The sequence below is a fragment of the Ruegeria sp. CH2 genome (assembly GCF_056537065.1).
In genome coordinates, this window is the sequence record NZ_JBQFQV010000018.1 from 32130 (window position 1) to 51604 (window position 19475).

At 58.2% G+C, this 19475-nt stretch carries 20 protein-coding genes; 17 read left to right on the top strand and 3 right to left on the bottom strand.

What is annotated here, in order from left to right; genetic code table 11:
• Nucleotides 1-10: 10 nt before the first annotated feature.
• From ccoO to ccoP, 3 genes are read left to right on the top strand one after another with little or no spacing between them, the layout of a single operon-like run.
• A complete protein-coding gene (gene ccoO, locus ACR0M9_RS18575; RefSeq protein WP_480484688.1) occupies nucleotides 11-739 on the top strand; it encodes a cytochrome-c oxidase, cbb3-type subunit II in 729 nt (242 codons plus the stop codon).
• A gap of 12 nt (nucleotides 740-751) precedes the next feature.
• A complete protein-coding gene (locus ACR0M9_RS18580; RefSeq protein ID WP_267363526.1) occupies nucleotides 752-937 on the top strand; it encodes a cbb3-type cytochrome c oxidase subunit 3 in 186 nt (61 codons plus the stop codon).
• Complete coding sequence (gene ccoP, locus ACR0M9_RS18585) at nucleotides 934-1797, top strand: cytochrome-c oxidase, cbb3-type subunit III (RefSeq protein WP_480484689.1); 864 nt, start codon at nucleotides 934-936, stop codon at nucleotides 1795-1797. The genes ACR0M9_RS18580 and ccoP overlap by 4 nt, the downstream gene beginning before the upstream one ends.
• A gap of 152 nt (nucleotides 1798-1949) precedes the next feature.
• Here the strand turns inward: ccoP and ACR0M9_RS18590 are convergent, their stop codons facing one another.
• A complete protein-coding gene (locus tag ACR0M9_RS18590) occupies nucleotides 1950-2108 on the bottom strand; it encodes a hypothetical protein (RefSeq protein WP_480488890.1) in 159 nt (52 codons plus the stop codon).
• 100 nt (nucleotides 2109-2208) lie between these two features.
• Between ACR0M9_RS18590 and ACR0M9_RS18595 the strand changes: the two genes are divergently transcribed.
• The 8 genes from ACR0M9_RS18595 to ACR0M9_RS18630 all read left to right on the top strand — a co-directional run bounded on the left by ACR0M9_RS18595 (nucleotide 2209) and on the right by ACR0M9_RS18630 (nucleotide 9712).
• Complete coding sequence (locus ACR0M9_RS18595) at nucleotides 2209-3084, top strand: LysR family transcriptional regulator (RefSeq protein WP_480488892.1); 876 nt, start codon at nucleotides 2209-2211, stop codon at nucleotides 3082-3084.
• A 102-nt stretch (nucleotides 3085-3186) separates the two neighbouring features.
• A complete protein-coding gene (gene ccoG, locus ACR0M9_RS18600) occupies nucleotides 3187-4614 on the top strand; it encodes a cytochrome c oxidase accessory protein CcoG (protein ID WP_480484692.1) in 1428 nt (475 codons plus the stop codon).
• A gap of 2 nt (nucleotides 4615-4616) precedes the next feature.
• Nucleotides 4617-5075, top strand: coding sequence for a FixH family protein (locus ACR0M9_RS18605; protein WP_209507766.1), 459 nt, complete (start codon nucleotides 4617-4619; stop codon nucleotides 5073-5075).
• Nucleotides 5076-5078: 3 nt separating this feature from the next.
• Nucleotides 5079-7256: a heavy metal translocating P-type ATPase gene (locus tag ACR0M9_RS18610; RefSeq protein WP_480774318.1), complete on the top strand. Its 2178-nt coding sequence runs from the start codon at nucleotides 5079-5081 to the stop codon at nucleotides 7254-7256.
• Nucleotides 7257-7261: 5 nt separating this feature from the next.
• Nucleotides 7262-7420 (top strand): cbb3-type cytochrome oxidase assembly protein CcoS, encoded by a 159-nt coding sequence (ccoS, locus tag ACR0M9_RS18615; RefSeq protein ID WP_480547333.1) that lies wholly within the window; start codon nucleotides 7262-7264, stop codon nucleotides 7418-7420.
• Nucleotides 7421-7519: 99 nt separating this feature from the next.
• Complete coding sequence (gene secE / locus ACR0M9_RS18620; protein ID WP_170427365.1) at nucleotides 7520-7717, top strand: preprotein translocase subunit SecE; 198 nt, start codon at nucleotides 7520-7522, stop codon at nucleotides 7715-7717.
• A gap of 195 nt (nucleotides 7718-7912) precedes the next feature.
• On the top strand, nucleotides 7913-8446 hold the full coding sequence (gene nusG / locus ACR0M9_RS18625) for a transcription termination/antitermination protein NusG (RefSeq protein WP_209507773.1): 534 nt from the start codon (nucleotides 7913-7915) through the stop codon (nucleotides 8444-8446).
• A 156-nt stretch (nucleotides 8447-8602) separates the two neighbouring features.
• The gene (locus tag ACR0M9_RS18630) at nucleotides 8603-9712 is read left to right on the top strand and encodes a sugar-transfer associated ATP-grasp domain-containing protein (protein ID WP_480774319.1); all 1110 of its coding nucleotides are present in this window, start codon (nucleotides 8603-8605) and stop codon (nucleotides 9710-9712) included.
• 281 nt (nucleotides 9713-9993) lie between these two features.
• Here the strand turns inward: ACR0M9_RS18630 and ACR0M9_RS18635 are convergent, their stop codons facing one another.
• Nucleotides 9994-11205 carry a peptidoglycan-binding domain-containing protein gene (locus tag ACR0M9_RS18635; RefSeq protein WP_480774320.1) on the bottom strand — a complete coding sequence of 404 codons (1212 nt, stop codon included), beginning with the start codon at nucleotides 11203-11205 and terminating at the stop codon, nucleotides 9994-9996.
• Between the two features lie 151 nt (nucleotides 11206-11356).
• Here ACR0M9_RS18635 and ACR0M9_RS18640 point away from each other — a divergent pair, with 151 nt between their 5' ends.
• From ACR0M9_RS18640 to rplA, 3 genes are all read left to right on the top strand, one after another.
• The gene (locus tag ACR0M9_RS18640; RefSeq protein ID WP_480774321.1) at nucleotides 11357-11527 is read left to right on the top strand and encodes a hypothetical protein; all 171 of its coding nucleotides are present in this window, start codon (nucleotides 11357-11359) and stop codon (nucleotides 11525-11527) included.
• Nucleotides 11528-11652: 125 nt separating this feature from the next.
• Complete coding sequence (rplK, locus tag ACR0M9_RS18645) at nucleotides 11653-12102, top strand: 50S ribosomal protein L11 (RefSeq protein WP_010440985.1); 450 nt, start codon at nucleotides 11653-11655, stop codon at nucleotides 12100-12102.
• Between the two features lies 1 nt (nucleotide 12103).
• On the top strand, nucleotides 12104-12802 hold the full coding sequence (gene rplA, locus ACR0M9_RS18650; RefSeq protein WP_480484697.1) for a 50S ribosomal protein L1: 699 nt from the start codon (nucleotides 12104-12106) through the stop codon (nucleotides 12800-12802).
• Nucleotides 12803-12859: 57 nt separating this feature from the next.
• Here rplA and ACR0M9_RS18655 read toward each other — a convergent pair whose 3' ends face one another.
• The gene (locus ACR0M9_RS18655; RefSeq protein ID WP_480774322.1) at nucleotides 12860-13630 is read right to left on the bottom strand and encodes a class II glutamine amidotransferase; all 771 of its coding nucleotides are present in this window, start codon (nucleotides 13628-13630) and stop codon (nucleotides 12860-12862) included.
• A 447-nt stretch (nucleotides 13631-14077) separates the two neighbouring features.
• Here ACR0M9_RS18655 and rplJ point away from each other — a divergent pair, with 447 nt between their 5' ends.
• The 3 genes from rplJ to rpoB all read left to right on the top strand — a co-directional run bounded on the left by rplJ (nucleotide 14078) and on the right by rpoB (nucleotide 19440).
• Nucleotides 14078-14596 (top strand): 50S ribosomal protein L10, encoded by a 519-nt coding sequence (gene rplJ, locus ACR0M9_RS18660; protein ID WP_209507785.1) that lies wholly within the window; start codon nucleotides 14078-14080, stop codon nucleotides 14594-14596.
• A 79-nt stretch (nucleotides 14597-14675) separates the two neighbouring features.
• Nucleotides 14676-15053: a 50S ribosomal protein L7/L12 gene (gene rplL, locus ACR0M9_RS18665; protein WP_209507787.1), complete on the top strand. Its 378-nt coding sequence runs from the start codon at nucleotides 14676-14678 to the stop codon at nucleotides 15051-15053.
• A gap of 250 nt (nucleotides 15054-15303) precedes the next feature.
• On the top strand, nucleotides 15304-19440 hold the full coding sequence (gene rpoB / locus ACR0M9_RS18670) for a DNA-directed RNA polymerase subunit beta (RefSeq protein ID WP_267365333.1): 4137 nt from the start codon (nucleotides 15304-15306) through the stop codon (nucleotides 19438-19440).
• Nucleotides 19441-19475: the final 35 nt, after the last annotated feature.

A 19475-nucleotide genomic window follows, 5' to 3' on the forward strand; every position in this document is an offset into this window, starting at 1 on the left:
GGCCGGAGCAATGGCAATTCTCGACAAACATAAGATCCTCGAGACCAACGCGACCCTCCTGCTGATCTTCAGCTTTCTGGTCGTGACCATCGGTGGCCTGGTGCAGATCACCCCGCTGTTCTATCTTGAGAACACCATCGAGAAGGTGGAGGGCATGCGCCCTTACACCCCTCTCGAAATGGCAGGGCGTGAGATCTACATCCGCGAAGGCTGCTATGTCTGTCACAGCCAGATGATCCGCCCGATGCGGGACGAGGTCGAGCGCTATGGCCACTACTCGCTGGCGGCTGAATCGATGTATGACCACCCGTTCCAGTGGGGATCAAAGCGTACCGGGCCTGATCTGGCGCGTGTCGGTGGCCGCTATTCGGATCAGTGGCAGATGGACCACCTGCGCAACCCGCAGTCTGTGGTGCCTGAATCGGTGATGCCGAAATACGGCTTCCTCGAACATCGCAAGATCGACGGCAAGTATATCGGTGACATCATGGCGACCAATGCGGTTGTCGGCACCCCCTATACCGACGAGATGCTGGAAAACGCGGTTGCCGATTTCAGCGCGCAGGCCGATCCTGACAGTGACTACGACGGTCTGCTCGAGCGGTACGGTGACAAGGTTAACGTGCGCAACTTCGATGGTCAGCCTGAACTGACCGAAGCCGATGCGCTGATCGCCTATCTGCAAATGCTGGGTACGCTGGTCGATTTCTCGACCTTTACCCCGGATGCAAGCCGTTAACAGGAGGGTGTGATGGAAGAATACACACTTCTTCGACAGTTCGCGGATAGCTGGATGCTGCTTGTGTTGTTTGTCTTCTTCGTTGGCATCGTGATCTGGGTTTTCCGCCCCGGTGCCAGCAAGGAATACAAGGACACCGCCAACATCCCCTTCCGGCACCAAGACAAACCCGCCACACCCAAGGAGGCGCGGCAATGAGCAAGACACCTGATAAACAGCCGGGCGATCCTAATACAACCGGGCACAGCTGGGACGGAATCGAGGAATTCGACAACCCCATGCCGCGCTGGTGGCTATGGACCTTCTACGCCACCATCTTCTGGGGCGTGATCTATACGATCATGTTTCCGGCCTGGCCCCTGGTCCATGGCGCGACAGCCGGTGTGCTGGGATGGTCAACCCGTGAAAACGTACAGCAGGACATGGTTGCCTTCGAAGAGGCAAACGCGCCCTGGAACGCCAAGCTGGTGGAAACTTCGCTGGAAGACATCTCTAAGGATGCAGAGCTTCAGCAATATGCCGTGAACTCGGGCGGTGCGGTGTTCCGGACCTGGTGCGCACAATGCCATGGTTCGGGTGCGCAGGGTGCGCCGGGTTTCCCGAACCTGCTGGATGATGCCTGGCTGTGGGGCGGAACGCTGGACGACATCGTCTACACCGTCAGCTACGGTGTCCGGAACGAAGAAAGCGACGATGCGCGCTATTCCGAGATGCCGGCATTTGGCGAAATCCTCGAACACGACGAAATCACGCAGGTGGTCCAGTACGTCATGTCGCTGAGCAATGCCCAGACCGACGATGCGGCAGCGCAGGCAGGCAAAGTTGTCTTCGAAGACAACTGCGCGGCCTGCCACGGCGAGGATGGCACAGGTGATATCTTCCAGGGTGCGCCGAACCTGACTGACGCGATCTGGCTTTACGGTGGCAGCGAAGAAACGCTGACGGAAACCGTAACTTACAGCCGCTTTGGCGTCATGCCGAACTGGGATACCCGCCTGACCGAGGCGCAGATTCGCGCCGTATCTGCCTATGTCCACCAGTTGGGCGGCGGTCAGTAAAATATAAAGAACACCTTCGGGCGGTTCGCCGCCCGAAGGCTGGGGCACCGGCTGTTCCATCTGTTCGCGCGTTTCCTGAACAGCCGGTGCTTTTTTCCAACAATAAGGCCACTTAAACCTGTGGTCCAGATTCAGGTTTACTGTTCCCTGCGTCAAAAGTTGCTCGGATCCACCTCGCGCGGGTTTTTAATCCACCAATGACCTTCCGGCAGCCAACGGCGTTTGTGGCGACCCGGCTTTGGCGCATCGCGAATATGCGGTGCATTGATCCGGGTTGCGGTCATGAAAGATCTGGCAAAAACAGTCAGCATGGTTGGTCTCCTCTGCATGGGTATCTCTGCAATAAAGATTGACCTTTGAGGTGCTGAATGCGACTCAAATACCATTCCATGGTGTAAGTCAGGGTTACATATGAATTGGTTGTCGCTTCCCCCGTTGGCCGCGCTGAGGGCGTTTGCGGCATTTTCTGAGAAGCGCAATGTGGTCGAAGCTGGGGCTGCGCTAAACGTAAGCCATGCGGCGATTAGCCAACAGTTGCGCGTACTTGAGAAACATCTGGGTGCTGCCTTGCTGGATCGAACCGGCAAAGCCCTGACCCTGACCGCCGATGGTGAACACCTGGCCCGAGCCCTGCAACTGGGGTTTGGCGCGATCGAGGCGGCAGTGGGGGATTTGGCGCGGTCTGGTCAGGATCGCCCGGTCCACGTGTCGCTGACATCCTCTTTTGCAGCCTCATGGCTGATGCCGCGCCTACCGGCCTTTCGCGATACCCACCCCGAGGTGAACCTGATCCTTGATCCCACCGCGGAAATTGTCGAACTGCGACCGGGTGGGATCGATATTGCCATTCGGTACGGCCCCGGCGGTTGGACCGGTGTGCAATCTGAAATGCTGTTGCAGTCGCCCGTGGTCATCGTCGCCGCCCCGAAACTGCTGGGGGAAAAGACATCATGGACTCCGACCGAGCTGGCCCGGCTGCCCTGGCTTGAGGAAATCGGAACCACCGAGGCGACGACCTGGCTGGCCGAACACGGTGCTGGTCCCGAACGCGGCGCCGGGCGCACCGAGTTGCCGGGAAACCTGGTACTGGACGGACTGAGGGCCGGGCAGGGGGTCACTGTCACAGTGCGACATTTCGTCGAGCCTGACATTAAGGCCGGTCGTATTGTCGAGCTTTATGCAGAGCCGGATACGCGCGGTTACCATATTGTGACGCCAAATTCGGCACTTAGACCCGCAGTCAGGACATTTGTGACGTGGTTGAGGCGTCAGGCTCGGGAAATGTGATAAAAGGTGTCTGTACGATGCGCGTTTTGACCCATGTCAAAGTTGCTATGCACGTGATCTGGAAGAACACACACTCAGAAGAGCCAGTACCGGAGCCAGCCTGTGAGCGATTCCAACCCCACCCCCAGCCTATACGCCGCACGAGAACCGATCTTTCCGAGACGCGTTTCCGGGCCATTTCGAAACCTGAAATGGATCATCCTCATCGTGACACTGGGCATTTACTACGTTACGCCCTGGATCAGATGGGATCGTGGCCCCAGCCTGCCGGATCAGGCCGTGCTGCTGGATCTGGCAAACCGGCGCTTCTATTTCTTCTGGATCGAAATCTGGCCGCACGAGTTCTATTTCGTGGCGGGCCTGCTGATCATGGCGGGGCTGGGTCTGTTTCTGTTTACTTCTGCGCTGGGGCGGGTCTGGTGCGGGTATGCCTGCCCGCAAACGGTCTGGACTGACCTTTTCATTCTGGTCGAGCGCTGGATCGAAGGTGACAGGAACGCCCGTCTGCGCCTGCATCGTCAGGAGAAGCTGGATTTCCGCAAGGCACGGCTCCGGGTGACGAAATGGGTAACCTGGTTCCTGATCGGTCTGGCCACCGGCGGTGCCTGGGTGTTTTATTTTGCGGATGCGCCGACGCTGCTCCGCGATCTTGTGACGGGTAACGCGCATCCCGTCGCTTACACGACGATGCTGGTTCTGACCGGCACGACCTTCTTTTTTGGCGGGTTCGCCCGCGAACAGATTTGTATCTACGCGTGTCCTTGGCCGCGCATTCAGGCCGCGATGATGGATGAAGACACGCTGGTCGTGGGATACCGCGAATGGCGCGGCGAGCCGCGCGGCAAAGGCAAGCGAACAGCCGATTCCGAGTTGGGGGATTGCATCGACTGCATGGCCTGCGTGAATGTCTGCCCTGTTGGGATCGATATCCGGGATGGTCAGCAGCTTGAATGTATCACCTGTGCCCTGTGTATCGACGCGTGTGATGACATGATGGCCAAGATCGGCAAACCGCGCGGGCTGATCGACTATATGGCGCTCAGCGACGAGCCACGTGAACGCTCAGGCCAACCGCCCAAGAATGTCTGGAAACACATCTTCCGGCCCCGCACGATCCTGTACACCTCGTTGTGGTCACTGGTGGGGTTTGCGCTGTTGTTCGCCCTGTTCATTCGCTCTGACATCGATCTGACCGTAGCGCCCGTGCGCAACCCGACCTTTGTCACCCTGTCAGACGGCACCATTCGGAACACCTATGATGTCAGACTGCGCAACAAGCATGGCGAGGACCGCCTGTTCAAATTGTCTCTGGCGGGCGATCCGTCGATGCGACTGGAAATTGAGGGAACCAAGATCGATACTGTGAATGTCACGGCGGATACGGCACAATTGACCCGTGTATACATCGTGGCATCCCGTGACAGCGGTCCGGCGGCAGCAGAAGCGACACCAGTGCGGATCTGGGTCGAAGACCTCAGCAGCGGCGAACGCGCTTACAAAGACACCACGTTCAACGGACGGGGGAACTGATCATGGCCGAACGTAAATTCACCGGAAAGCACGCTCTGGCGGTGTTTGTCGGTGCCTTTGGCGTGATCATCGCGGTGAACCTTGTGCTGGCTTATAATGCGGTGAAGACGTTTCCCGGGCTGGAGGTCAAGAATTCCTACGTTGCCAGCCAGGAGTTCAACGATCGCCTGAAAGAGCAGCAGGCATTGGGCTGGACGGTTCGGGCAGAAACCAAAGGTGGCCTTCTGATCCTGCATATTACGGACGCGACCGGTGCACCGGTTCAGGTCAGCGAATTGCAGGCGGTGGTTGGCCGCGCAACCCATGTGCGGGACGATTTTGCACCGGATTTCACCTTTGACGGCGCGGCCTATGCCACACCTGCCACGCTGGGCAAGGGCAACTGGAATATCCGGTTGGTCGCGCGTGATGGCAGTGGCGCCGAGTTTTCGCAGCGCGTTCCGCTGTACGTGAAAGGGTAGCCGATGACGGCGCAGCTTTCATCCGGTACGGCGGCCTGTCCGGGGTGTCTGGCAGCACCAGCAGAACCCGCGCGCCCGATTCCGGAAGATGTGCAGATTGCCTTGTCGCTGCCGGGCATCCACTGCTCGGCCTGTATCGCGACGGTCGAACGTGAACTGAACGCCCATCCCGGTGTCGAAGACGCGCGGGTCAACCTGACTCTGAAACGGGCGATGATCAAAGCCGCGCCGGAAACCCGCGCGGCCGATCTGATCCCGGTGCTTGAACGGGCAGGTTTCGAAGCGCACGAGCTTGACCCCGGCGCTTTGTCGGCAACACAGGCGGACAAGGCGGGGCGTGACCTGCTGATGCGACTGGCCGTCGCCGGGTTCGCATCCATGAACGTGATGCTGTTGTCGGTGTCGGTCTGGTCCGGTGCAACAGACGCGACGCGCGACATGTTCCACTGGATTTCCGCTGCAATCGCGCTGCCTGCCATTGCCTTCTCGGCGCAACCGTTCTTTGCCAACGCCTGGAGCGCCCTGCGGGTGCGGCGGCTGAACATGGATGTGCCGATCACGCTGGCGATCCTGCTGGCGCTGGTCACCTCCCTGTGGGAGACCGCACTGAGCGGAGAGCACGCCTATTTCGATGCCGCGCTGACCCTGACTTTCTTCCTGCTGGCGGGCCGGTATCTTGATTACCGCACCCGCGCCGCAGCCCGATCCGCCGCAGAAGAGCTCACCGCTCTGGAAGTGCCGCGCGCGATCCGTATCGTGGACGGGGTGGAGGCCGAAGTTGCGGTGGCCGATCTGAAGGTCGGTGATCTGATCCTTGTGCGCCCCGGTGGCCGAATGCCGGTGGACGGTCAGATCGTGTCTGGTCAGTCCGAACTGGACCGTTCGCTGTTGACGGGGGAAACCCTGCCGGTGTTTGCCGAAGCCGGCCAGTTGGTCAGCGCGGGCGAGGTCAACCTGACAGGACCGCTGACCCTGCGCGCCACAGCAGTGGGTCAGGATACGTCGCTGCACCGGATGGCGGATCTGGTGGCCATCGCTGAATCGGGGCGGTCCCGCTATACCTCGCTGGCCGACAAGGCCGCCAAGCTTTATGCGCCCGGTGTCCACATCCTTTCGGCGCTCAGCTTTGTGGGGTGGTACATCTATTCGGGCGATTTGCGCACCGCTCTGAACATTGCCGCAGCGGTTCTGATCATCACCTGTCCCTGCGCCTTGGGTCTGGCTGTTCCAGCAGTGACCACCGCTGCCTCGGGCCGGTTGTTCCGCAAGGGTATGCTGATCAAGCACGCAACCGCGCTCGAACGGTTGTCCGAGACCGACACCGTGGTTTTCGACAAGACGGGCACACTGACCTCGGGGGCGCCGGAACTGGTCAATCTTGGCGACCACGCCCGCGCACAGGTCGAGGTTGCTCTGGCCCTGGCCGAGGCCTCTGCGCATCCCTTGTCCGTGTCATTGGCAAAGGCCGCGCGACAGGCCGGGATCAAACCGGCTAACGTCCGGGACATAACCGAAGTGCCGGGATACGGCACCCAAGGAGAATACCGCGGTCAACGCGTTCGTTTGGGCCGGGCCGCATGGGTTGGCGCACAGCAGGGCGCGGAAACGTCCGCCTGGCTTGCAATTGGCGACGATGCGCCCTTGGCGTTCCGCTTCTCGGACGCGTTGCGCCCGGGCGCGGACGAGGCGGTGGAAGCGTTGCGCGCGTCGGGCAAGCATGTGCTGTTGATCTCAGGGGATTCGAAAGGTGCCGTGCGCGCATTGGCCGAGAAGCTGGGAATAACGGATTGGGTCGCCGAGGCTTTGCCGCAGGACAAGGCACAGCGCATTCAGGACCTCAGGGACCAGGGCCGCAAAGTTCTGATGGTGGGGGACGGCCTGAACGATACGGCTGCTTTGGCGGCGGCACATGTGTCGATCTCTCCGGCCTCGGCGCTGGATGCGGCGCGGGTTGCCTCGGACATCGTGCTTCTGGGCAATGACCTTCTGCCCATTGCGGATGCCTGCGATACGGCCATCAAGGCCACCCGTCGCATCCGCGAGAACTTCCAGATCGCAACCGTTTACAACGTGATTGCCGTTCCGCTGGCCGTGATCGGACTGGCGACACCGCTGATCGCGGCCTTGGCGATGTCGACCTCGTCGATTACCGTATCGCTGAACGCATTGCGGCTGAGGTAACCCTGATGGAAGTGCTTGCCTATCTGATCCCGATTTCCCTGTTTCTGGGGGGCGTTGGTCTGGTCGCCTTTATCTATACCGTTCGTTCCAATCAGTACGAAGACCCCGATGGCGACGCGCGCCGCATCCTGAATGACGAGTGGGACGACAAACCCAAACCCTGACCAATCGCCCGATAAGCGCTGAGTTCATCCAAGCGCCCTTGAAATTGCCGCAATGCCCGGCTATGTCCGGCCCATCCGCAAGCAGAGAGAACACGCCAAATGGCCACCACCAACCCGATCCAGTTCATTCAGCAAGTCCGTGCCGAAGTTTCCAAGGTTGTCTGGCCGACCCGGCGCGAAGTGCTGTTGACCACGGTCATGGTCTTCATCATGGCGGCGCTGACAGCTGTGTTTTTTGCTTTGGTCGATCTGGGTATCCGGGGCGGCCTTCAGCTGATTCTGGGCGCTTTCGGCTAAGCCGGTTCAGGCGGGGGCAAATACGACTGCCCCTTGCACCTCGCGCGATGTCAGAGTAGGTGACGCATATTCGGAATGGGCGTGTGGCGATTCGGGTCACGCGCCGCTTTTTATTCCGGATGACGTGACAGGATTTAAATGACGGGTGTGTCCGCAATATGTGATGCCCCGAAGACAAACAAGGACGACAGGTTCATGGCGAAACGGTGGTACTCGGTCAGCGTTCTTTCGAATTTCGAAAAGAAGATCGCAGAGCAGATCCGCACGTCGGTGGCTGAACAGGGCCTTGAGAACGATATCGACGAAGTTCTGGTGCCCACCGAAGAGGTGATCGAAGTGCGCCGGGGCAAGAAGGTCACCACCGAACGCCGCTTTATGCCGGGTTACGTGCTGGTGCATATGGAAATGTCGGATCAGGGCTATCACCTGATCAACTCGATCAACCGCGTCACCGGTTTTCTGGGTCCGCAGGGCCGCCCGATGCCGATGCGCGACGCCGAGGTGAACCAGATCCTCAACCGCGTTCAGGAAGGCGAAGAAGCGCCCAAGTTGATGATCACCTTCGAGATCGGCGAGAAGGTCAAGGTCAACGACGGCCCGTTCGAGGATTTCGACGGCATGGTCGAAGGCGTGGACGACGAAGCGCAGAAGCTGAAAGTATCGGTCTCGATCTTTGGCCGCGAAACCCCAGTTGAGCTGGACTTTACTCAGGTCACGAAGCAGAGCTAAGCGCGCTTCCAGAGAAATTCGAAACGCCGCGATGTGAAAGCATAGCGGCGTTTTCGTATCTGTGCCGCAGAAAGCACAACGATCTACCTGCGCCAAAGTATCGACACAATTTGTTGATTATTTCCAGAACGGCGACAATTGAGGGATTACTAGAAAATGACAGCTTTTGCGCAAGATGTGTTGGCCGTCAAAAGCAAAGAAGCACCCAATGTTTCCAGTCTTCTTGTCGAAGTTGCTCGACGGACCGGGAGAAGTCCATTTTCGCTGGCCTTTGACTTTTTCAAGCTTCGCAAGAAACGCGGAAAGCTGAGGTTTTACGAGTACTTTCTTTACGAGCTTTATGATCGGGAGCGTTGGTCTGATATTGAGCGTGAGGAGTTCGTTTCATCTCATATCCACTGGCCGCTTGTAAATGCTTGCAACAACAGTCAATGGCAGGCCCTCACCGAAGATAAATGGTTGTCTGCGTGTTTCCTCGAACACAACAGGCTGCCCGTTCCGAAAACACTGGCTGTCTTTGATCGCAGCGCTCGCCAGTTCGGGGGAACGCCAAAACTGACAAACGCCGAAGACTTGAAGTCTTTCTTTTCGACCCACGGGTCATATTCAGTTTTCGCGAAACCTATCGTCGGGATGTGGAGCGCAGGTGCCATGCGCATTTCGGGGCACACTGATACGCATGTCATTCTGGACGGGCAGGAACCTCAAACCTACGAGGACTTCGCAAATTCGACACTTGGTGAAATCCCCTACATCTTTCAGGACTGTCTGAAACCACATGGTTTTTTTGACGGTATTACCGACGCTATTGCGACCGTGCGCAGTTTGAACATTATCGACGACAATCAACTTTCCGTTCCGTTTACAATGCTAAAGCTGCCCCTTGCGGGGAATGTTGCGGACAACTTCTGGCGGCCCGGCAACCTTCTTTGCAACCTGAACCCGGAAACCGGCGAGGTTAAGGCCATAGCCTCAGTTGAAGACGGTCGCCGAGTTGAACTTAGCTCTCTGCCGGAATGCGACCGCACTCTTATTGGTGAAAAACTGCCATTCTGGGCTGAACTGAAAAAGCTGAACCAAGAAATCGCTTTGTTGCACGCAGAAAATCACTTTGGATCAACGGATATCGCTCTTACAGAGAATGGCCCGGTTGTGGTTGAAGTGAACAATGGCTGCGCTTTTGAACTTGTGCAAATTGCGACTGGTAAAGGGTTTCTCGACGAAAAAATGAAAGAGTTCTTTAGCAAACACAATGTGAAATTCTAGAATATTGGCGAATGCGGCCTTCAACGTTGTCGGATAAGTTCCACTCGCACGTGTTTTCAGGGCTCGTATTCTTGTGTCAGATCATTGTGATAAGCCAGAGGGGCGTACAGCCAGTAATGTTTCGCCCCAAAGAACGCCCAGCAAGCTTTTGACGACCAGAACGCAGTGCCTTTTGTAAGCCGGGTTCTTTTTTGATTATGGAAGCGTAACACCGCGGTGCATTTGGCACCGCGGCGGTTTAGTTTAAGACGCGGAGTCTCGACGCCGTTTCGCGTTTGGGCTTACTGCGACTGAACCATGGCTGCGCGCAAAAGCTGCGGGCGGTCGGTCTGGGACGGCAGGAAGACCGCCTGCGACCCGGCATCCAGCGCCGAAAGGCTTGCATCATACCATTGCATCGCAAGATCGCGGCGCGCCTGAACACCAAAGCCTTCGCGCAGATGGTGACCGACCAGTTCTCCGTATGCGGGTTCACCCATGGCAACCAGCATCAGCGCAGACCCAACTGCGGTATCCATGTTGTCCTGACGATATCCCATCGCAAGGCAGACCTTGCTGGTTGCGGCAAGATCAGCAGGGCTAAGACCCGAATCCAAGGCAAGCTTGCGCACCTGGGTTTCAGCCTCTGATTTCGAGTTGATAGACAGCGCGTCAACTTGCGGTGCCAACATGTCGCCAAAGGCGGCGCACTGGTCTGCGACCTGATCGGGTGTAAGACCCTGAATGCCCTGCATCAGCTCTTCGCCCTGTGCCATCGCATAGCTGCGGGCAAGGCAGAATTGTTCGCTAAGCGCAAAGTCAGGATCGGACATGTTAGACAGGGTCGTATAGCCGCCATTGGTCGACGTTTGCAGCATGACCCCGCTGCACCGGTTGGCCAGCGACGGGCCTCCGGTTCCGCCGGAAAACAGGCTCGGCAGGCTGGCTGTCGTGGTTTCAGTGGCGCTTGTTGCGGGTTCGGCCTGTTGAGGCGTGATAACCGGGATGGCCGGTGCCTGGGTCTGAGGTGCCGCCGCCAAGGCAGAGCCGGTTTGCACCTGTTGGCGATAGGCCATCAAGAGCGGTTGACCCGAAAGCTGGGTTGCCGCCTGCCCACCGCTTGTCGCCCAGTAATAGGCCTGCATCAGAAAGTCATACTGATAGGGCTGGAAGTCATAGCCATTCACAGGATAGCCCATGGACACCTGGTAGCGTTCGATCGCCGACCGGGTTCCATGCCCGACCTGCCCATCGACACGCCCGGCGTTATAGCCGAAATAGTTGAGCGCGGTCTGTGTCTGCGCCCCTTGCGAGGTCGATGGAATGCCCGACCGGTAGGTCTGGCTCGAAGACCGGGACTTTTTCTTTTGCTGGTCTTTGCCGATCGCGTATCCGACGACCCCGCCAACGACAGCACCGCCGATGAAGTCGCCCGCATCGGCCCGCGCGGTCTGGGGGACGGACACCGCAAAAGACAGCGCGGCGATTAGCATAGTGAATAAACGAATAATCATGACGAACCTCCGAACAAATTTGTTCTGACCAAGTATAGCACAGCCGCAGCATGGCGCGGTTATTTATGCGGCGCAAGGAACGAAGCTACAGCAGTCTTTCAATCGGGTGCCGGGTTAGCTCCGGTTTTTTCAAGCAAATTAAACCCTTAATATGGCGCGATACCTAGTGTTTCAGGCCGACTGGTTTTTCCTGGCTTTGACCGGAATGATCAGCACTTTCCCGCCCTGGCGCGTCAACGCCGGTGTTCATCGACTTGGAACTCGATTCGGTGATCCCGAACTGAAAGGCAGGCCACTTGCCAACCCCCATGATCCCCTGTAAACGCCGCCTCTATCGTCTTCGGGCGAGATTCTCTCGTGGGAGGTTACCGGGGTCGCGATCCCGGGCCGGACCACGCAACAAAATCCGGGTGAGACGCGTTTCACCCTAGTTGAAAGGAAAACCAAATGGCCAAGAAGCTTGCTGGTACAATGAAACTGCAGGTTCCTGCAGGTCAGGCGAACCCGTCGCCGCCAGTTGGTCCGGCGCTGGGTCAGCGCGGCATCAACATCATGGAATTCTGCAAGGCGTTCAACGCCAAGACCGCAGATATGGAGCCCGGCGCGCCGTGCCCGACCGTGATCACCTACTATCAGGACAAGTCCTTCACCATGGACATCAAGACGCCGCCCGCGTCTTATTACCTGAAAAAAGCTGCTGGTCTTAAGCCGGTCGGTAAGCGTAACCGCCCCCGCGGCGCGGAAAACCCAGGTCGCGAGACCGTGGCAACCGTGACCTCCAAGCAGGTTCGTGAAATCGCCGAAGCCAAAATGAAAGATCTGAACGCCAACGACGTCGAAGGCGCAATGCAGATCATCCTGGGCTCGGCCCGCTCCATGGGCATCGAGGTGAAGTAAGATGGCAAAACTCGGTAAACGTACCCGCGCTGCGCGCGAAGCCGTCGCTGGCAAGGAAAACCTGTCGGTGGACGAAGCTGTTGCCCTGGTCAAAGCCAATGCAACTTCGAAATTCGACGAGACTATCGAAATCGCGATGAACCTGGGCGTTGACACCCGTCACGCAGACCAGATGGTGCGCGGCGTTGTCGGACTGCCGAACGGCACAGGCAAAGACATGCGCGTTGCTGTCTTCGCACGTGGCGCGAAGGCTGACGAAGCGAAAGAAGCAGGCGCGGATATCGTTGGTGCAGAAGACCTGATGGAAACCATTCAGGGCGGCTCCATCGAATTCGATCGCTGCATTGCAACCCCGGACATGATGCCGATCGTCGGTCGTCTGGGTAAGGTTCTGGGCCCCCGCAACCTGATGCCGAACCCCAAGGTTGGCACCGTGACCATGGACGTGAAAGCAGCCGTGGAAGCAGCCAAAGGCGGTGAAGTTCAGTTCAAGGCGGAAAAAGGCGGCGTTGTACACGCAGGTGTTGGTAAAGCGTCGTTCGACGAAGCCAAGCTGGTCGAAAACATTCGCGCCTTCGTCTCGGCTGTTGCCCGGGCCAAGCCGTCGGGTGCCAAAGGCACCTACATGAAGAAAATCGCGCTGAGCTCGACCATGGGCCCCGGCGTGACCGTTGATGTGGCAGAAGCTTCGGGCGAATAAGTCTGATCTTCGTCAAAGCAATGTTGCGGGCGGTCCAAACGGACCGCCCGTTTTCGTTTAACTGAACGGCAACGCGGTGTGGCTGGCTGTATCGCCAGTCAGAGTGAAGAAGCTCCGGTCTTCAATGGGCGTCCAATTTCCTGTGCCCTTGTCCAGCGGCTCGGACGCGATGACCCTGCCGCCGTGGTCCAGCCCTTCCCCGAAATACAGGGACGGGCTGCGCTGGTCGCTGGAATATCGAAACGCATACAGGCTCTGCCCATCTGAAAAGGCGACGGCCATGCGATCCGGTTGCGTCCGATGACCGTCAAGCGCATCGATCTGACGCAGAGTTGCGACAACAGCGTCCTGCGGCGCATCATCCAGCCCGTTTGCCAGCAGGAGCAGAAACAGAAGCTCTGAATCCGTCGACCCGCGCCGCGCCGCATAAAGTTCGTCCGGCAGTGAGGATTCAAGCCGTCTTCGCAAACGCCCGAACTCGCCAATCTGGCCATTATGCATGAAGGACCATTTGCCAAACGTGAAAGGGTGGCAGTTTGCGCGCGACACTTCGCCGAACGTCGACGCGCGGACATGGGCCAGAAACAGCGAGGATTTTATCATCCTGCAAAGATCGACCAGGTTACCATCCGACCACGCGGGCAGGACATCCCTGTACAGGCCGGGGCGATCCTGGTCTGCGTACCAGGCCATACCAAAGCCATCGCCATTGACGGCAAGTTTAGCTTCGGCCGCGTGCTGGCTTTGCTCCAGCAAGGAATGCTGGGGCCGGATGACGATGTTTTCAAGCGGGATACTTGGTCCGCAATAGGCGGCAATTCTGCACATTTGTTCTGATTCTTCTTGTTTCTGAGAAAAATTGTCGGGTTATAGTCTTGAACTTGGAACAATGTCACGAACTATTTTGCGCTCAGCCCTGAAATTCGACCAAATCAATTGCTCGTCACCGCACTTAATCTTGTGGTTCTGGTCATCCCTTGTTGCGTCTGATTAATCCCAATTTACCTCTTGGAAACCCCGGCCATCTGTCCTAAGTAGACCTGCGGAATAAAGCGTGCGATTCGTCGTGCGCTTTATTTTGTTTCGTCCAAGACGGTGGGTGGTGCCATATGGCCCCTTAATTCCCTGCCTGAGACGGGTAAGACCAAAGAATTCTGAGGGTCCCACCCTCGGGCGAGTTTTGGCCAATCCCGTAACAACGGACCTGAACGCCGGGGCGCAAGCCGCGGCAAATATGAGCCGGGGTGAGAACTCACCCCTAACTTGGAGAGAACTGTGGATAGAGCCCAGAAAGAGAAAGTGGTCGAGGAACTCGGCCAAATCTTCGAAAGCTCTGGCGTCGTAGTGGTTGCCCACTACGCCGGTCTGACAGTTGCCGAGATGCAGGACCTTCGCGCACGTGCCCGTGACGCGGGTGGCTCCGTGCGTGTTGCCAAGAACAGGCTCGCCAAAATCGCCCTCGAGGGTAAGCCGTGTGCAAGCATGGCCGACCTGCTGACAGGGATGACCGTTCTGACCTATTCCGAGGACCCCGTGGCAGCAGCCAAGGTGGCCGAGGACTTCGCCAAGGATAACAAGAAATTTGAAATCCTCGGCGGTGCAATGGGCGAGAACGCTCTGGACCGCAAAGGCGTTGAAGCCGTTTCGAAAATGCCGTCTCGCGAGGAGCTTATTGCTTCGATCGTGGGCTGCATTGGCGCACCTGCTTCGAACATCGCCGGCGCGATTGGCGCACCTGCAAGCAATATCGCAAGCATCCTTTCCACCATCGAAGAGAAGGCGGAAGCTGCGTAAGCGGTTGGCACTGAATGATCTGCGTAGGGTACCTACCCTGACGTTGGAACACACATTGTAAACGGAAAGAGCTGATAAAATGGCTGATCTGAAAGCACTCGCAGAAAGCATCGTGGGTCTGACCCTGCTGGAAGCACAAGAACTGAAAACCATCCTCAAAGACGAATACGGCATCGAGCCCGCAGCTGGCGGCGCCGTAATGGTCGCAGCAGCTGGTGGCGACGCCGGTGGCGCAGCTGAGGAAGAAAAAACCGAATTCGACGTCGTTCTGAAGAACGCCGGCGCTTCGAAAATCAACGTGATCAAAGAAGTTCGCGGCATCACCGGTCTGGGCCTGAAAGAAGCCAAGGAACTGGTCGAAGCCGGCGGCAAGATCAAAGAAGGCGTGTCGAAAGACGAAGCCGAAGACGTCAAAGCCAAGCTGGAAGCAGCTGGCGCCGAAGTCGAGCTGGCCTAAGCCTGGTCTCAGGCGCATCGCTGATGCGCCGAAAATTTTGGCTGGATCCGGAGAAATCCGGGTCCAGCCGAACCTGTCTTAGAAAGGGCCTCACGGAATGGGGCGTTTTCTAAGACACGGTTTTCGGATCGGGAGGCCGCCTTCGGGACGGTGGCCACGAATTGATCCGGACGTGTTGTCTCGATTGTGCAAGATGCCGGGGCCCGACGGTGTCTTTGCCCGCTGAGAACATCGAAAGGTGACATCTGACATGGCTCAAACGTTCCTTGGCCAGAAACGTCTTCGTAAATATTACGGCAAAATCCGCGAAGTACTGGAGATGCCGAACCTCATTGAGGTACAGAAATCTTCTTATGATCTTTTCCTGCGCTCCGGCGATGCAGAACAGCCCACAGACGGCGAAGGCATCAAAGGCGTGTTCCAATCGGTTTTCCCGATCAAGGATTTCAACGAAACCTCTGTTTTGGAGTTCGTGAAATACGATCTGGAGAAACCCAAATACGACGTCGAAGAGTGCATGCAGCGCGACATGACCTACAGCGCACCGCTGAAGGTTACCCTGCGCCTGATCGTGTTCGATGTTGATGAGGACACCGGCGCGAAATCGGTAAAAGACATCAAGGAACAGGATGTCTTCATGGGCGACATGCCCCTGATGACCCCGAACGGCACCTTTGTCGTCAACGGCACCGAGCGTGTGATCGTCTCCCAGATGCACCGCTCGCCCGGTGTGTTCTTTGACCACGACAAGGGTAAAACCCATTCCTCGGGCAAGCTGCTGTTTGCCTGCCGCATCATCCCGTATCGCGGCAGCTGGCTGGACTTCGAGTTTGATGCCAAGGATATCGTGTTCGCCCGTATCGACCGCCGCCGCAAACTGCCTGTGACAACCCTGCTTTATGCGCTGGGTCTGGATCAGGAAGCGATCATGGACGCGTATTACAAAACCGTGTCCTACAAGCTGGACAAGAAGAAGGGCTGGGTCACGCCGTTCTTCCCCGAGCGTGTTCGCGGCACCCGTCCGACCTATGACCTGATCGACGCGAAATCAGGTGAGGTGATTGCCGAGGCAGGCAAAAAAGTCACCCCGCGCGCGGTCAAGAAGCTGATCGACGAGGGCACCGTCACAGAACTGCTGGTTCCGTTCGATCACATCGTTGGCAAGTTTGTCGCCAAGGACATCATCAACGAAGAAAACGGCGCGATCTATGTCGAAGCCGGTGACGAACTGACGCTGGAATATGACAAGGATGGCGACCTGATCGGCGGTACCGCGAAGGAACTGATCGACGCGGGCATCACCGATATTCCGGTTCTCGACATCGATAACGTCAATGTCGGACCCTACATGCGCAACACCATGGCGCAGGACAAGAACATGAACCGCGAAAGCGCGCTCATGGATATCTACCGCGTCATGCGTCCGGGTGAACCGCCCACCGTCGAAGCGGCGTCGGCCCTGTTCGACACCCTGTTCTTCGACAGCGAGCGGTATGACCTGTCCGCCGTTGGCCGCGTGAAGATGAACATGCGCCTGGCACTGGACGCGCCGGATACCCTGCGTACCCTGCGCCGCGAAGACATCGTGGCCTGCGTCAAGGCTCTGGTAGAACTGCGCGACGGCAAAGGCGACGTGGACGATATCGACCACCTCGGCAACCGTCGTGTGCGTTCGGTCGGTGAACTGATGGAAAACCAGTACCGCGTCGGTCTGCTGCGCATGGAGCGCGCGATCAAAGAGCGTATGTCGTCGGTCGAGATCGACACCGTCATGCCGCAGGACCTGATCAACGCGAAACCGGCTGCTGCTGCTGTGCGTGAATTCTTCGGCTCGTCGCAGCTGTCGCAGTTCATGGACCAGACCAACCCGCTGTCGGAAGTCACCCACAAACGCCGTCTTTCGGCGCTTGGCCCCGGTGGTCTGACGCGTGAGCGTGCGGGCTTTGAAGTGCGCGACGTGCACCCGACCCACTATGGCCGGATGTGCCCGATTGAAACGCCGGAAGGCCCGAACATCGGTCTGATCAACTCGCTGGCCACCTTCGCCCGCGTGAACAAGTATGGCTTCATCGAAACACCTTACCGCGTCGTCAAGGACGCCGAGGTGACCGATGAGGTTCACTACATGTCCGCGACCGAGGAAATGCGTCACACCGTGGCGCAGGCGAACGCGACGCTGGACAAGAACGGCAAGTTCATCAACGATCTGGTTTCGACCCGTCAGGCAGGCGACTACACCCTTGCCCCGCGCGAGAATGTGGACCTGATCGACGTGTCGCCGAAACAGCTGGTTTCGGTCGCGGCTTCGCTGATTCCGTTCCTTGAAAATGACGACGCCAACCGCGCTCTGATGGGCTCGAACATGCAACGTCAGGCGGTTCCGCTGCTGCGGGCCGAGGCACCGCTGGTCGGTACCGGGATCGAGGAGAAGGTCGCAATCGACTCAGGCGCTGCGATTCAGGCGAAACGCGCCGGCATCATCGACCAGGTCGATGCCCAGCGTATCGTTATCCGTGCCACCGAGGATCTGGAACTGGGTGACGCTGGCGTTGACATCTATCGTCTGCGTAAGTTCCAGCGCTCGAACCAGAACACCTGCATCAACCAGCGTCCGCTGATCAAGGTGGGTGACACCGTCCAGAAGGGCGAGGTCATTGCCGACGGTCCGTCGACCGATATGGGTGAACTGGCCTTGGGTAAGAACGTGGTCGTCGCGTTCATGCCGTGGAACGGTTACAACTACGAAGACTCGATCCTGATCTCGGAACGTATCGCGCGTGACGACGTCTTTACCTCGGTCCATATCGAGGAATTCGAAGTCGCCGCCCGTGACACCAAGCTGGGCCCGGAAGAGATCACCCGCGACATCCCCAACGTCGGTGAAGAAGCGCTGCGCAACCTCGACGAGGCGGGCATCGTTTACATCGGCGCGGATGTTGAGCCGGGCGATATTCTGGTCGGCAAGATCACTCCGAAGGGCGAAAGCCCGATGACCCCGGAAGAAAAGCTGCTGCGCGCCATCTTTGGTGAAAAAGCATCTGATGTGCGCGACACCTCGTTGCGCGTGAAGCCGGGCGATTACGGTACGGTCGTCGAGGTTCGCGTCTTCAACCGTCACGGTGTCGAGAAAGACGAGCGTGCGCTGCAGATCGAGCGTGAGGAAGTCGAACGTCTGGCCCGTGACCGGGACGACGAGCTGGCGATCCTTGACCGCAACATCTATGCGCGTCTGCAAGGTCTGATCCTGGGTAAAACCGCTGTCAAAGGCCCGAAAGGTGTCAAGGCAGGGTCGGTGATCACCGAGGATCTGCTGGACACCCTGACCCGTGGTCAATGGTGGCAGCTGGCGCTGGAAGACGAGCAGGACGCACAGATCGTCGAGGCCCTGAACGAGCAATACGAAGTGCAAAAGCGCGCTCTGGATGCCCGTTTCGAGGATAAGGTCGAGAAAGTCCGCCGTGGCGACGACCTGCCGCCGGGTGTGATGAAGATGGTCAAAGTCTTCATCGCCGTGAAGCGCAAGCTGCAGCCGGGCGACAAGATGGCCGGTCGTCACGGGAACAAAGGTGTGATCTCCAAGGTTGTTCCGATGGAAGACATGCCGTTCCTGGCCGATGGGACCCCGGTCGACTTCTGTCTGAACCCGCTGGGTGTGCCTTCGCGTATGAACGTCGGTCAGATCCTTGAAACCCACATGGGTTGGGCCGCGCGCGGTCTGGGTCTGAACATCGATGAAGCTCTGGGTGAATACCGCCGTTCCGGCGACCTGACCCCGGTGCGCGAGGCGATGAAGCTGGCCTATGGCGAAGATGTCTACGAAGAAGGCATCACTGGCATGGACGAGGAAACGCTGATTGAGGCAGCGGGCAACGTGACCCGCGGTGTTCCGATCGCAACCCCGGTCTTTGACGGTGCCAAAGAGGCTGACGTCAACGACGCACTGGTGCGTGCGGGCTTCTCGGAAAGCGGTCAGTCGGTTCTGTTCGACGGTCGTACGGGTGAGCAATTTGCACGTCCGGTGACCGTGGGCATCAAGTACCTGCTGAAACTGCACCACCTGGTGGACGACAAGATCCACGCGCGTTCGACCGGGCCCTACAGCCTGGTTACCCAGCAGCCGCTGGGTGGTAAGGCGCAGTTCGGTGGTCAGCGCTTTGGTGAGATGGAAGTCTGGGCTCTGGAAGCTTACGGCGCCGCCTACACTCTGCAGGAGATGCTCACCGTGAAATCGGATGACGTCGCCGGCCGGACCAAGGTCTATGAGTCGATCGTCAAGGGCGAGGATAACTTTGAAGCGGGCGTACCGGAATCGTTCAACGTTCTGGTGAAAGAAGTCCGCGGCCTCGGCCTGAATATGGAACTCCTGGATGCGGAGGTCGATGAGTGACGAAGGGATGCCGGGCTGAAGCCCGGCCTACCATC

Excerpts from the sequence above, each read along its gene's own strand:
- ACR0M9_RS18640 (WP_480774321.1), top strand. The coding sequence starts at position 11,357 with ATGGCGCGATACCTAGTGTTTCAGGCCGACTGGTTTTTCCTGGCTTTG.
- secE (WP_170427365.1), top strand. The coding sequence starts at position 7,520 with ATGGCCACCACCAACCCGATCCAGTTCATTCAGCAAGTCCGTGCCGAA.
- rplL (WP_209507787.1), top strand. The coding sequence starts at position 14,676 with ATGGCTGATCTGAAAGCACTCGCAGAAAGCATCGTGGGTCTGACCCTG.
- ACR0M9_RS18595 (WP_480488892.1), top strand. The coding sequence starts at position 2,209 with ATGAATTGGTTGTCGCTTCCCCCGTTGGCCGCGCTGAGGGCGTTTGCG.
- ACR0M9_RS18580 (WP_267363526.1), top strand. The coding sequence starts at position 752 with ATGGAAGAATACACACTTCTTCGACAGTTCGCGGATAGCTGGATGCTG.
- ACR0M9_RS18610 (WP_480774318.1), top strand. The coding sequence starts at position 5,079 with ATGACGGCGCAGCTTTCATCCGGTACGGCGGCCTGTCCGGGGTGTCTG.
- nusG (WP_209507773.1), top strand. The coding sequence starts at position 7,913 with ATGGCGAAACGGTGGTACTCGGTCAGCGTTCTTTCGAATTTCGAAAAG.
- ccoO (WP_480484688.1), top strand. The coding sequence starts at position 11 with ATGGCAATTCTCGACAAACATAAGATCCTCGAGACCAACGCGACCCTC.
- ACR0M9_RS18635 (WP_480774320.1), bottom strand. The coding sequence starts at position 11,205 with ATGATTATTCGTTTATTCACTATGCTAATCGCCGCGCTGTCTTTTGCG.
- ccoP (WP_480484689.1), top strand. The coding sequence starts at position 934 with ATGAGCAAGACACCTGATAAACAGCCGGGCGATCCTAATACAACCGGG.
- ACR0M9_RS18655 (WP_480774322.1), bottom strand. The coding sequence starts at position 13,630 with ATGTGCAGAATTGCCGCCTATTGCGGACCAAGTATCCCGCTTGAAAAC.
- ACR0M9_RS18605 (WP_209507766.1), top strand. The coding sequence starts at position 4,617 with ATGGCCGAACGTAAATTCACCGGAAAGCACGCTCTGGCGGTGTTTGTC.
- rplA (WP_480484697.1), top strand. The coding sequence starts at position 12,104 with ATGGCAAAACTCGGTAAACGTACCCGCGCTGCGCGCGAAGCCGTCGCT.
- ccoS (WP_480547333.1), top strand. The coding sequence starts at position 7,262 with ATGGAAGTGCTTGCCTATCTGATCCCGATTTCCCTGTTTCTGGGGGGC.
- ACR0M9_RS18590 (WP_480488890.1), bottom strand. The coding sequence starts at position 2,108 with ATGCTGACTGTTTTTGCCAGATCTTTCATGACCGCAACCCGGATCAAT.
- rplK (WP_010440985.1), top strand. The coding sequence starts at position 11,653 with ATGGCCAAGAAGCTTGCTGGTACAATGAAACTGCAGGTTCCTGCAGGT.
- rpoB (WP_267365333.1), top strand. The coding sequence starts at position 15,304 with ATGGCTCAAACGTTCCTTGGCCAGAAACGTCTTCGTAAATATTACGGC.
- ACR0M9_RS18630 (WP_480774319.1), top strand. The coding sequence starts at position 8,603 with ATGACAGCTTTTGCGCAAGATGTGTTGGCCGTCAAAAGCAAAGAAGCA.